This window comes from Burkholderia cepacia complex sp. TUM26381 (assembly GCF_057439935.1).
Map to the genome: position 1 here is coordinate 3,237,400 of NZ_CM172007.1, position 12,848 is coordinate 3,250,247.

Sequence of the window (12,848 nt, forward strand, 5' to 3'; positions counted from 1 at the left end):
GCCTGCTGCGCCTCCCGCCGCGGCCGGAGGACATTCATCATGACCGCACATCGCGGTGCCGCGGTCGTCATCGCACCCGGCCACGAGACAGCCAGCCTGTCGAAAGCCCAGAACACGTTCAATACGCTCGTCAAGCAGATCGAAAAGCGACGCGAGCGGCTCGGCGCGTGGGACGCCGTGATGCCGGCCTTCCAGGCAAAATTCGTCGACGGGCTGCTGCCGCTCGAACAGGCGTCGACGGCGTTGCGGATTCGCTTGCTCAATCTGCTCGACGACGCGTTCCTGCAGAAGGGCTTGAGCAAGGCCGAGCAGCGCACGCTGTCCGGGCTGATCGCCAGCATGGCTCGCGACTTGCTCGACGTCAGCGCCGACGCGGCGTTGAAAATCATCTACAACCGGCACGCCGCCTCCGGCGACGACGACCCCGCAGCGGCCGATCGCGCACCGACGAAACAGAAGCCGGAACCGACGCCCGCCGCTGAACCGGCAGACGATCTCGACGCGCTGTCGCCCGACGAACTCGCCGAGCGCATGCAAGCGGAACTCGACGAACAGTTCGAGCGCGACATGGCCGCTCATGAAGCCCGCGAAGCGCAGCGCGCCAAACGCAAGAAAGCGCCCCGGCAATCGGCCGCAGCCGCCCAGCGCGAAGCCGAGCAGGCCGAATCGAGCAAGTCGATCCGCGAGGTCTATCGCAAGCTCGCGAGCGCGCTGCACCCCGATCGCGAAACCGATCCGCAGGAGCAGGAGCGCAAGACCGTGCTGATGCAGCGGGTCAATCACGCGTATGCGAAAGGCAATCTGCTGCAGTTGCTGGAATTGCAGCTGGAGATCGAACAGATCGACCGGCGCGCGATCGACGGCCTGAGCGAAGCACGGCTGACGCGCTACAACGGCATCCTGGAGGAGCAGCTCCGCGAGCTGGATCAGGAGATCCAGCACGTCGAGACCGGCTTCCGGCGGACTTACGGGATCGCGTCGACGGTCAAGGTGGCGCCCGATACCGTGATGCGCATGCTCACGCGCGACATCGCCGGCATGCAGCGCAGCAACCACGACCTGACCGTGGCACTGCGCGAATTCGACGATCCGGAAAAGGTCCGGGACTGGCTGAAGGACATGAAGCGCCGTCCGGCTTCGTCCCGCTTCGACGACGGTTCTTTCTAGGCGCGCATCGCCCCGGCAGGAACGGCGGCGTACCGCGCCGCCGCCCGCTCGCCCAGGCGCAACACCTTATGCACGATGCCCCGAGATCGGCCCGGCTTCGCCGGTCAGGTTGAACACGCTGTCGATCCACGCAAGAAACGTCGAGAACGTGAAGTCCGACCACTGCTGCGTGCGGAACGCCTTCATCACCGGCGTATCGGCCGGGTCCTGCTGGTTCAGCAGGTTGTCGACGAACGTGCCGATGTCGGCGTCGGTGCCGTTCTCGTGAATCCCCGACCCGGTGAAGCTGACCGCCGTCACCTGGTGGTTGTCGATGAAGTCGTTACGTGCCCACGGCATGAAGTAGCCGAAGTTCGGCAGCGGGTTCAGCGTCTGCTTCAGCCCGTCCAGCTCCGTCGCGAACATCGCGAGCGACAACGCATCCTTCGTCGCATCGTCGGGCGCCGCCATCACGGCCGGCACGAACGCGCGGTAGTGATACGCGGCGATGATCTTGTCGCGCTGGTAGCTGGAAAAGCCGAAGCGGTCATGCGGAAAGGTCGCCGACAGCGCCGCGTACGCGCTCCCCATGTTGCCCGGATCGAACCGGCTGGTCAGCCGGCTGTTCACGGTGATCATCCCGTCGGGGCCCGTCATCCCCCACTCGGTGCGCACCCTGTCGTACAACCCGACCGACGGATGCGCGGCCGCATCGGCATCGAACGGCGTGTTGAACACGGTGCCGGCATCGTCGAGCAGCGAGCTATGCGCCTGCGGCTGCAGCGTGTTGCGCAGCGTCGCGTAGTTCGCGAGCGTGCCGTAGCCGCCCGCGCTCATCCCGTACACGAGCAGCCGGTTCGGCTTGCCGAAGCCGTGCGACGTCAGCCACTGCGCGACGGCCTGGATGTTCTTCAGCCCGCTGTAGTGCTGGAGACGCCAGTCGCCGGTCGGCGACGTGTAGTTGCGCACCGCGCTGCCCATGTGGATATCTCCGGTGCAATAGGGCACGAAAACCTGTGTCCATTGCTGCGTCTCGACCTTCGGTTCGCCGACGAGAATGTGCGCGAGATCCATCCGCGTGAGCAGCGGCGACAGGAACGAAGACAGCAGCGCCTCGTTCGCGGTGCCGTTCATGTAGTTGTGCGGGATGCCGTCCGGATTGAAGCCGCCGAGGCCGGCCTCGGCGCCGGTCGACGTCTGCGTGCAGGTGCCGTAGTTCCAGCACGCGCCGCCCGGCTCCATCATGTACAGCAGGTTGTCCGACTGCGCGCGATTGACGTAGAAGCGCATCGGTGTGCCGTTGCCGCACGACGCGCCGCTGCTCTCCGGCAACGTCACTTCGTACCACGAATAATAGGGAATCGACGGATCCGGCATCGTCGTATCGGCCGCGTGGCCGTTCAGTGCCGCGCAACCGAGCAACGTCGCGACGGCGACGCGCAGCAGGCATCGTGCTGTGGACATCTCCCCTCCTGGTCAATGGACATGACGCGGCCGCCGGGCATCGGCCCGGCGTCGCGGATTCGGCGCTCAGTGCACGCCGGACGGTGACGCGCCGTCGAACAGCTGGACACGCAGCGCCTGCAGGCGCTGCGCGATGACGGTCTGTTGCTGGTCGGGATCGGGAACGCTCGCCTGAACCTGCCGGACCACGTCGCGGCTTTGCCGTTCGTACGCGAGATAGCGCGGATCCTGCGCTGGTGACGGCCCGACCGTCTGCTGCGCATACGCATCCCATTGCGCGCGCATCGACCGGATCGCCGCGCTGCGTGTCGCGGGATCGGCCTCGGTATCGGTCAGCAGCGCCGCGCTGAGCGCTTCGGCCTGCACGGGCACGATCTCGTTACGGGCGACATGGTCGGGCAGTTCGTCGAGAATCCGGCGCGCGAGCACGGAGCGCTCGGCCTGCGGCAGGCTGTTGCGGCGATCGCCATAAGCGGCGACCTCGTCGCGGAAGCGCGCGAACGCGACGATGCGCTTCACTTCGGCATCCGCATCGGGGCGCCCCGCGAGGCTGCGGCGCAGCGCATCGACGTCGAGCCGTCGCGCTTCCGGGCCGGGCGTCGCGGCGCCGGTGCCGAACGCATCGGCCGCGACGGGCTGCGTGCTCGCTGCTGCGGCCGGTGTGCCGGATGACGCAGCTTCGGCCGGCGTCGCCGCTTCGTACCGCCAGATCGCGACAGCCACGCCGATCGCCACGATCGCGCCTGTGCGCCGCCAGAGTGCCCTGTTCTTCTTCATGTCGCCTCCTCGTCACGTCATGCCGTTCTTCGCCGGTGCATCCGCGAGTAGGTTCTAGGTCGAATCCGGCATGCAGTCAAAAGCGGCACTAGAACGCAGGCACTAAACCTGCTCGCGCCGGCCAGGCCCGGCACGACGTTTGAAACGCATTTCGTTGCCGCCTCGGCAAACGCGAGCGTTGGCGCGCCTTGCCCGCCCGGCGGAGGTTCGGGCCCACATGCGCGATGCGCGTCGCGACACCAAGCAAGGCGCGGTCCAGCCGCGCGACGCGCAGCGGTGCGCCGCCGACGTGGCCGATACGGATGGCCGGATCGGACCCGTCTAACGACCCGCTCAGCGCTTGGTCACCATTTTGGCCAGCCCTATGCTGATTTCCGACACGCGCCGAACGGTCGGCGCGACGCACAACCGACCCAGCCGAGCCCGTTCCATGAGCCGTGCAGACCTCCCGCTTCGCCCCCCTGCCGCCGTCCGCGACTACCGCTATTACCGCGACGCGCTCGCGGGCCGCCGGCTCCCCGCCGCGTTCGTCGATCTCGATTGCCTCGACGCGAATCTCGCCGACCTGAAGCGCCGCGCGCGCGGGATGCCGATCCGGCTCGCGACGAAATCGGTGCGCTCGCGCGAACTGATCGGCGCGGCGCTGGCCGCCGGCCCGTTCATGCAGGGGCTGCTGTGCTACTCGGCCGGGGAAGCCGCATGGCTCGCGGCAGGCGGGTTCGACGACATCGTCGTCGCGTATCCGACCGTCGAGCCGGACGATCTGCGCGCGGTCGCCGCGCAACTCAGGCAGGGCCGCTCGATCACGCTGATGGTCGACGACGGCGCACAGGTCGACGCGATCGACCGCATCGCCCACGAGGAACGCGTGACGATCCCGCTCGCGATCGATCTCGACATGTCGTCGGCGTATCCGGGCCTGTACTTCGGCATGTACCGCTCGCCGGTGCGCGACGCGGCCGGCGCCCTCGCACTCGCGAACCGCATCCGCGAGCGGCGGCACGTGCGGCTCGACGGGTTGATGGGCTACGAAGGACAGATCGCCGGCGTGGCCGACACCGAACCGGGCGGCGGCGCACGCAACGCGCTGGTGCGCCACCTGAAGCGCCGCTCGGCGCGCGAGATCAATGCGCGCCGCCAGGCCGCCGTGCAATCGCTCGTCGACGCCGGCCACACGCTGCGCTTCGTGAACGGCGGCGGCACCGGCAGCTTCGAGAGCACGCTCGGCGACGCGTCGGTCACCGAACTCGCAGCCGGTTCCGGCCTCTATGCGCCGGCGCTGTTCGACCACTACGCGGCATTCCATGCACAGCCGGCCGCCGGCTTCGCGCTGCCGGTCGTGCGGATGCCGCAGCCGGGCATCGTGACCTGCTTGGGCGGCGGCTACGTCGCGTCGGGCCCGGCAGGCAAGAGCCGCCTGCCGCGCCCGTGGCTGCCGGCCGGCTGCACGCTGATCGCCAACGAAGGCGCGGGCGAAGTGCAGACGCCCGTGCGTGTGCCGCACGGATTCGCGCCAGCCGTCGGCGATCCGATCCTGTTCCGCCACGCGAAAGCCGGCGAGCTGTGCGAGCGCTTCAACACGCTGCTGCTGATCCGCGGCGGCCGCGTGGTCGGCGAGGCGCCGACCTATCGCGGCGAAGGCAAGAGCTTTTTCTGACGGGCCACGTGCTCCTCATTCAACCCGCACAAACCCAAACATTCAAACGAGACCCAGGGAGACAACACCATGTGGCGCAATTGGTCGGGATATGTCTGCAGTCCTGATGCAACCGTGTCGACGCCCGCATCGCGCACCGCGCTCGCCGCCGTGCTGCGCGACGCGGCCGCGTCAGGCGCAACCGTGCGCGCGGCGGGCGCCGGTCATTCGTTCTCGCCGCTCGTGCAGACCGACGACGTGATCCTGTCGCTCGACGCGATGCAGGGCGTGATCGACGTCGATCGCGACCAGCGCGTCGCACGCGTGCATGCCGGCACGCGACTGTGGGCGCTGGGCCCCGCACTCGCCAGGCACGGCCTCGCGATGGAGAACCTCGGCGACATCAACGTGCAGTCAATCGCCGGCGCGACCAGCACCGGCACGCACGGCACCGGCATCACGCTCGGCAACCTGTCGACGCAGATCGACAGCCTGACCTTCCTGTGTGCGGACGGCAGCGAGATCCGCGCGACGGCCGACACGCATCCCGAACTGTTCGCGGGCGGCCGGATCGGGCTCGGCGCGCTCGGCGTGCTGACCGAGATCGGCCTGCGCCTCGTGCCCGCATTCAACCTGCGCCTCGAACGCGGCGGCATGCAGCTCGACGACTGCCTCGCGCAGGCGGACACGCTGATCGCGAAGCACCGCTCGTTCGAGTTCTACTGGTTCCCGCATACCGATACCGTGCTGACGAAGGCGTGGGACATGACCGACGCGCCGGCCGATGCCGTGCACTGGGCGAGCCGCGCATCGGAATCGTTCCTCGAGAACACCGTGTTCGGCGCGCTGTGCGGGCTCGGCCGGCGCGTGCCGTCGCTGTGCCCGGCGCTGAGCCGGCTGTGCGCGTCGACCGTATCGGCCGGCCGGCATGTCGATGCGAGCTACGCGATGCTGTCGACGGTGCGGCGCGTCCGCTTCAACGAGACGGAATGGTCGGTGCCGGCCGAACGCGGCGCCGACGCACTGCGCGAAATCCGCGACTTCATCGCGCGCCGCAGCTTCCCGCTGATGTTCCCGATCGAATACCGCTGGGTGCGCGGCGACGACATCTGGCTGAGCCCCGACTACGGGCGCGACAGCGTGCGCATCTCGGCGCACCAGTATCGCGGGATGCCGTTCGACGCGTACTTCTCGGGCGTGCAGGCGATCTGCCGCAACCACGGCGGGCGGCCGCACTGGGGCAAGGTGCATGCGCTGCGCGCGGCCGAACTCGCCGCGTGCTACCCGCACTGGGACGACTTCCTCGCGCTGCGCGAGCGGATGGACCCGCACGGCCGCTTCCTGACGCCGTACCTGCGCACGCTGTTCGGGCTGCAACCGAACGCATTCGCCTCCGCGCCGGCTTCGACAGCCCGCCGAGGGACACACCCGATGCACGAAACGGCCGGCGTCGCGCAAGATCGGCCGCGTTCCAGCCAGGAGACTTCATGACCACCGCCACGCTGCACTCCGCCGCGCAGTCGCGCCCCGATCCGTCGACGGGCGCCGTCGTGCGCCTCGCGCTCGCCTTCGCGGCGGCCACCAACGGCCTGATCCTGTCGCCGTTCCTCGTCGCGGCCGTGATGATGCGCTTCCGGCTCGACGAAGGCACGGCCACCGCGCTCGTCAGCGCCGAGATCCTCGGCATCGCGATCAGTTGCGCACTGCTGTCGCACCGGATCGCGCGCGCCGCGCGGCCGTTCACGCTGGCCGGCCTCGTCGGCGCGATCGTCGGGCAGGCGCTCAGCGCGATCGCGCCCGGCGTCGTGTCGGCCGCCGCCGCACGCGGGATGACGGGGCTGTTCGAAGGCATGCTGTTCGTCGTCGTCGCATCGGGCGTGTCGCAGCGCGCGTCGACCGACCGCCTGTGGGGGCAGATCAACCTGCTCGCGGGCGGCATCAACGGCGGCATCCTCGTGCTGATCTCGGCACTGCCTGCCGCGTGGCTCGGCCGCTGGGTGTTCGCGCTGCTGGCGGCAGTCGTCGCGGTGCTGGCGCCCGCGATCCGCGGTATCGACGCATTCGCGAGCGCGCAATCGCAAGCCCGCGCGCGCGGCCACGCGCTGCCGTGGCGGCCGGTGATCGCGATCTGGATCGTGACCGCGCTCGTCTATGGCGTGCAGGCGTCGCAGTGGGCCATCGCGGGTTTCGTCGGCGAGCGCGCCGGGCTGTCGCCGACGACGATCGGCGTGCTGCTGTCGGTGTCGTCGCTGCTCGGCTTCGTCGGCGCGGCGATTCCGTCGCATCCGGCCAGCCACAAGCATCGCCTCGTGCTGATCTGGGCCGCGCAGCTCGCGATGATCGGGTCGATCGAATGGTTCTTCGGTGCGCGCAGCGGCAGCACGTACTTCCTGAGCCAGTTCGTGCTGAACAGCGCGTTCTTCGTGATCGTGCCGTTTCTCACCGGGATGCTGTCGGACGTCGACCCGGACGGCTCGCTGGTCGCGCGCACGCTCGTCGTCACGTTCTTCGCGGCCGGCATCGGCACCGCGCTGTCCGGCGCGCTGCTCGGCCGCTTCGGCGGCCAGCACGTCGCGCACGTCCTGTGCGTGGCCGTGCTGGCCGCCGCGCCGTGCGTGCGGCTCGCGCTGCGCCGTGCCGAACCCGGCGTCGCGGTCCGCGCGTCACCCTGACCGCACTGCGCAACGGCGTGGCCGCGACGCACCACGAGATTGGCCGCCGCGGCCGTGGCCCGCGCAAATTTGGCTTTCTACAGTCGCTTCCGGCAGTGCAACGCTGCCGCCCCCCTGACCGATGCGGAGTCCATAAGAATGAATCGTCCCGATAGCATTCGCGCGGCATGCTGCGCGATGATGGTCCTGGCCAGTGCCGGCGCGCACGCGCAAAGCAACGTGACGCTCTACGGCGTGATCGACGCGGGCATCCGCTACGAAACGCACGGTGTGTCCTACGGCGCCGACGGCACTCCGGTGTCGACCGGCCGCAAGCTCTCGATGGCCGACGGCGGCGGCCTGACCGAAAGCTACTGGGGCCTCAAGGGGCAGGAGGATCTGGGCGGCGGGCTGTCCGCGCAGTTCAACGTGGAAAGCCACTTCGGCCCGAACGGCGGCGCGATCGTGCCGGCCGGCTCGCCGAACTTCTTCCAGGTCGCGTACGTGGGGCTCACGTCGACGTCGCTCGGTCAGCTCTCGCTCGGGCGCCAGTACAACGTGCCGTTCGAGATGGTGTCGCTGACCTACGGCTCGAACCTGTGGGCCGGCCCGCAGGATCCGTACTTCAACCTGTTCAAACCGGAGCAGACGATGCTCGCGGGTGCGCGCACCAGCAACATGATCCAGTACGGCGCACAGCTCGGCAGCCTGTACCTGCTCGCGCAGTACGCACCGGGCGGCCATGCGGGCGGCGGCGCGCTCGGCAGCCAGGCCGGCGCGGCGATCGCGTACGCGCCGGACAAGGGGCCGTTTACGGTCGGCGCGTCGTTCATGCGCAGCTGGGACGACGTCACGCACGCGAAGTTCGACATCTATGGCGGCGGCGGCTCGGTCACGCTCGGCAACGCCACCGTCAACGCCGGCTATATCGAGAACGCGCGCGACAACGACTTCACGTCGTTCGAGAACGGCCCGTTCAGCCCGACCGATCTCGCCGCGCTCGGCATCATCTCGCCCGCGCAGGTGGTCGATCCGTCGACGCCCGGCGGGTTCCGCCGCCGCAAGATGGCGCTCGCGGGGCTCACCTACCGCTTCACGCAGACCTTCACGGCGGCCGTCAACGCCTGGTGGACCACGCAGTCGGGCTACACGCCGGACTTCGACGGCCGCGCGCGCCAGTTCCAGGCGATCGCCGGCTACGCCCTGTCGAAGCGCAGCATGCTCTACGCGGAAGTCGACTACGCGATCTACCGCGGCGGGCTGATCGGCGCGCAGCTGGTCGGCGTGAACGGGCAGTCGCCGAGCACGAGCACCACGCAGCTCGGCGCGACGGTCGGCCTGCGGCACTACTTCTGACGCGGGGGCGCATGGCATGTGGGCGATAACGGCCGGGGCGGCACCCCGGCCGGGCGGGACGAGTACAATCCGTGGAAAAAAACAGGGAGCATCCATGGACGATACCGCCCGTTATACGACGGCGAATCTGCCGGTGCATTTACTGCGGTGCCTCGCGGAGACAAGCAAGGAACTGGGCATCGATCCCGTGCGGCTGTGCCTCGGGCTCGGCTTCGACGTGGCCGACCTGTCGAATCCGTCGTGCCGGATTTCGTTGCGCCAGGCCAGCACGATGATCCGGCGCGCGCTCGAGATGGCGCCGCAGCGCGCGCTCGGCCTCGAACTCGGCACGAGCGAGACGATCGCGTCGATCGGGCTGGTCGGCTATGCGATGCTGACGAGCCCCACGCTGAAGGACGCGATCACGGTCGGCCTCGAGCTGCAGCGCCACACGGGGCCGCTGATGCGCTTCGACCTCGTGTCGGACGCGCGCACGCTGTCGATCCGCGCGACCAACGTGTTTCTCGAACCGGACATCGAGGCCTTCCTCGTCGAGGAAGCGTTCAGCAGCTTCCTGAAGATCGGGCGCTCGCTCGTCGGCCCGGCGTTCCAGCCGAAGGTCATCGATCTCAGCTACCCGCCGCCTGCCTATGCGGAGCAGTACGGGCGCGTGTTCCCGTGCCCGGTGCGCTTCGAGCAGGAGCAGAACCTGCTGTCGTGCGACGCGTCGATCGGCAACCGCGCGATCGCGACGCACGATCCGCTCGCGCATCGCCAGGTGCTCGAATTCCTGCAGGACGCGCTGCCGCCCGAATCCAAAGGCACCGAGTTTCTCGAATCGATCGAACGGATCATGCGGCGCGACCTGCGGCATACGCCATCGCTCGCCGAGATCGCCGCGCAGCTGTGCATGAGCGAGCGCACGCTGCGGCGGCGGCTCGCCGACCAGGGCGTGTCGTACCAGACGGTGATCGACACGATCCGCCGCAAGCGCGCGTTCACGCTGCTGAGCAACCCCCGGCTGTCGATCGAGGACGTCGCACACGAAGTCGGATTCAGCGACGCGCACAACTTCCGGCGCGCATTCAAACGCTGGACGGGGCACGGGCCGCGCGAAGGGCAGCGCACCGCGTAGGCATCACGCCGCGCGCCTGCCATCACGTTACGCCGCGCCCGCCAGCGAGCGGTCGAGCGCGACGAGCGTCCGGTACAGCACGCGCGTGCCGTCGAGCAGTTGCTGCGGGTCGATCCACTCTTCCGGGCAATGGCTGCGGCCGCCCAGGCACGGAATGAAGATCATCCCGATCGGCCCGGTCGGCGCGACGTACACGGCATCGTGCCCCGCGCCGCTCGGCAGCCGCATGCTCGGATAGCCGAGCTGGGTGGCCGCCTGCTCGACCGCATCCATCACGAGCGGCTGGCAGTCGGTCGGCCGCGCACGGCTCACGTGCTCCGCGCGTGCACTCAGGCGCAATGCATCGAGGCGTGCGGCCGCACCGGCCAGCAGCGCCTCGGGGAAGGCATCGAGCACCGCGTCGTTGTCGCTGCGCACTTCCAGCATCAGCTCGACCTGCCCCGGCACCGCGTTCGGCACGTTCGGCGTCATCGCGATGCGCCCGATCGTCGCGACCACGTAGTGCGGGTTGCCCGACAGCGCCGACGCGCGCGCATGCGCGGCCTCGATCAGGTGCGCGGCGCCGACGAGCGCGTCGCGACGGATGTCCATCGGCGTCGTGCCCGCATGGTCGGGCTGCCCGGTCACGGTGATCAGCACGCGCCGGATGCCGACGATGTTGGTCACGACGCCGATCGGCAAGCCGCGCGTTTCGAGCACCGGCCCCTGTTCGATATGCAACTCGACGAACGCGGCCGTGCTGCCCGGCGCGCGCAGCGGTTCGCGCAGCGCGTCCGGGTTGCCGCCGATGCGGCGCAATGCTTCCGCCAGGGTTTCGCCTTCTGCGTTCGTCGCGCGCAGCATGCCTGCGTCGAGCACGCCCGCCCATGCGCGGCTGCCGACGCACGAAATGCCGTAATCGCTCGGCTCCTCGGACAGGAAGTCGATCACCTCGAACGGATGGTCGAGCACGATCCCCTGCTCGTTCAGCGTATGCGCGACCTCGATGCCCGCGAGCACGCCGATGATCCCGTCGAAGCGGCCGCCACCGACCACCGTGTCGCAGTGCGAGCCCGTCACAAGCGGCTTCGTGCGGCGGCCGCTGCCTTCGCGGCGGCCGATCAGGTTGCCGCCTGCGTCCATCGACACTGCAAGCCCGGCCTCGGCGAACTGCGCGGCGAGCCATGCGCGTGCTTCCGCGAACAGCGGCGAGAACGCGCGGCGCGTCCACGGCACGTCGGGCCGCGTGAAGCGCGCCAGTTGCTCGACGCGCGCGTTCAGGCGCACCGCGTTCAGCGGCGGGAAAGGGAAATCCGTCGGATTCATGCTGGCTCCTGTTGCGGGGCGATCGAACGGCTGCCGTGCGGCTTCAGGAAGCGGCCCGAGCCTGCTGCGTTGACGATGCGCTCGCCGTCGTACACGAGCGCGCCGCGGCAATAGGTGGCCGCGATCCGCACCGTGAATTCCATCCCTTCGAACGCGCTCCACTGCACGGCCGACAGGCTGCGCGACGGATCGAACGCATAGCGTTCCGGCATGAGGATCACGAAGTCTGCATCGGCGCCGACGTCGAGCGATCCCTTGCGGTCGTCGAGCATGAAATGCCGCGCGGGGTGAGTCGCCAGCAGTTCGGCCACGCGCGTCGGCGCGATGCCACGCTGTTCGCAGCCGGTCCAGAACGCCGGCAGCAGCGTTTCGAGCCCCGGGCCGCCCGACGCGTTGCGGAACACGTTCGGGTCACCCTTGCGTTCGAGCCCCCAGCTCACGTGATCCGATGACACGAACGTGCATTCGCCGCGCGCGATGTGCGTCCACAGCAGGTCCTGCTCCGCGCGCGGCCGGATCGGCGGATAGTGCTTGGTTTTCGCGCCGAAGCGCTTCGTATGCGTTTCGTGATCGAGCATCAGGTACTGCACGCAGGTCTCGATGCTCGCGCGGTGGCCGGCCTGCCGGAACATGTTGCACAACTCGAAGCCGCGCGACGTCGACACGTGCACCGCGTGCGCGCGGGCGCCCGTCTCCGCGCCGATCTCGTAGATCAGCGCGGTCGCGAGGTTCTCGATCAGCGGCGGATGCGCGCGCAGGAACGCGTCCCAGCCCGTGTCGCCCGCTTCGATCATCCGCGCGACGTTCTTGCGCGTCATGTCCTGCATCTGGTTGTGCACGCCGCATGCGAGGCCCGACGGCGCGATCAGCCGGAACGCGTCGTACAGCACGTCCTCCTCGACGCGCGGAAACCGGCCGGGCGTCGCCTCGAACGTCGAGAACTTGAACGCGCACACGCCGCCGTCGATCAGCCCGGCCGCCGCTTCGAGGCCGTGTTTCGCGTTGAGCGTGCCGTACAGCGCGACGTCGACGTGGCAGTCGCGCTCGGCTTCCGCGATCTTGCGGTCGAGCTGCGCGCGCGACGCGACCGGTTCCGGATCGTCGTACGGCATGTCGACCATCACCGTCACGCCACCCGCGGCGGCCGCACGCGACGCGTGACCGAGCCCCTCCTGGTTGGCCTGGCTGGCCGCATGCACCTGCCCGTCGACAACGCCAGGCAGCACCCACTGCCCGCGCGCATCGACCGTCTCGCGTGCCGCCGGCGGCACGCCCGTGCCGCGTGCGGCGATCCGCCCGCCACGGATCGCCAGCCAGCCGTCGTCGACCACCTCGCGCGCATCGACCAGCCGGCCGCGCACTACCTGCTCGAATTCGCTCATCTTCGCCTCCTGCTTTT

General features: G+C 69.3%; 10 protein-coding genes. 6 read left to right on the forward strand and 4 right to left on the reverse strand.

Annotated elements, in window-relative coordinates; translation table 11 throughout:
• Positions 1-39: 39 nt before the first annotated feature.
• The gene (locus ACWMMN_RS31345; RefSeq protein ID WP_059237963.1) at positions 40-1,167 is read left to right on the forward strand and encodes a J domain-containing protein; all 1,128 of its coding nucleotides are present in this window, start codon (positions 40-42) and stop codon (positions 1,165-1,167) included.
• A 66-nt stretch (positions 1,168-1,233) separates the two neighbouring features.
• On the opposite strand, the gene ACWMMN_RS31350 is transcribed toward ACWMMN_RS31345, so the two are convergent.
• Complete coding sequence (locus ACWMMN_RS31350) at positions 1,234-2,610, reverse strand: pectin acetylesterase-family hydrolase (RefSeq protein ID WP_059237965.1); 1,377 nt, start codon at positions 2,608-2,610, stop codon at positions 1,234-1,236.
• Between the two features lie 66 nt (positions 2,611-2,676).
• Entirely contained in the window at positions 2,677-3,387 is a 711-nt protein-coding gene (gene plcR / locus ACWMMN_RS31355) for a phospholipase C accessory protein PlcR (protein WP_486423628.1), read from the reverse strand.
• A gap of 430 nt (positions 3,388-3,817) precedes the next feature.
• Between plcR and ACWMMN_RS31360 the strand changes: the two genes are divergently transcribed.
• The 5 genes from ACWMMN_RS31360 (at position 3,818) to ACWMMN_RS31380 (ending at position 10,144) form a co-directional block, all read left to right on the forward strand.
• Entirely contained in the window at positions 3,818-5,044 is a 1,227-nt protein-coding gene (locus ACWMMN_RS31360; protein ID WP_256086947.1) for an amino acid deaminase/aldolase, read from the forward strand.
• A gap of 114 nt (positions 5,045-5,158) precedes the next feature.
• The gene (locus tag ACWMMN_RS31365; RefSeq protein WP_486423629.1) at positions 5,159-6,514 is read left to right on the forward strand and encodes a D-arabinono-1,4-lactone oxidase; all 1,356 of its coding nucleotides are present in this window, start codon (positions 5,159-5,161) and stop codon (positions 6,512-6,514) included.
• Positions 6,511-7,695: an MFS transporter gene (locus tag ACWMMN_RS31370; RefSeq protein ID WP_059237972.1), complete on the forward strand. Its 1,185-nt coding sequence runs from the start codon at positions 6,511-6,513 to the stop codon at positions 7,693-7,695. The genes ACWMMN_RS31365 and ACWMMN_RS31370 overlap by 4 nt, the downstream gene beginning before the upstream one ends.
• A 138-nt stretch (positions 7,696-7,833) precedes the next feature.
• Entirely contained in the window at positions 7,834-9,030 is a 1,197-nt protein-coding gene (locus ACWMMN_RS31375) for a porin (RefSeq protein ID WP_059237974.1), read from the forward strand.
• Between the two features lie 94 nt (positions 9,031-9,124).
• The gene (locus ACWMMN_RS31380; protein ID WP_059237976.1) at positions 9,125-10,144 is read left to right on the forward strand and encodes an AraC family transcriptional regulator; all 1,020 of its coding nucleotides are present in this window, start codon (positions 9,125-9,127) and stop codon (positions 10,142-10,144) included.
• A 27-nt stretch (positions 10,145-10,171) separates the two neighbouring features.
• Here the strand turns inward: ACWMMN_RS31380 and ACWMMN_RS31385 are convergent, their stop codons facing one another.
• Positions 10,172-11,449, reverse strand: coding sequence for an allantoate amidohydrolase (locus ACWMMN_RS31385; RefSeq protein ID WP_486423630.1), 1,278 nt, complete (start codon positions 11,447-11,449; stop codon positions 10,172-10,174).
• Positions 11,446-12,831: a hydantoin-5-propionate amidohydrolase gene (locus tag ACWMMN_RS31390; RefSeq protein WP_059237980.1), complete on the reverse strand. Its 1,386-nt coding sequence runs from the start codon at positions 12,829-12,831 to the stop codon at positions 11,446-11,448. Before ACWMMN_RS31390 ends, ACWMMN_RS31385 begins: the two co-directional genes overlap by 4 nt.
• Positions 12,832-12,848: the final 17 nt, after the last annotated feature.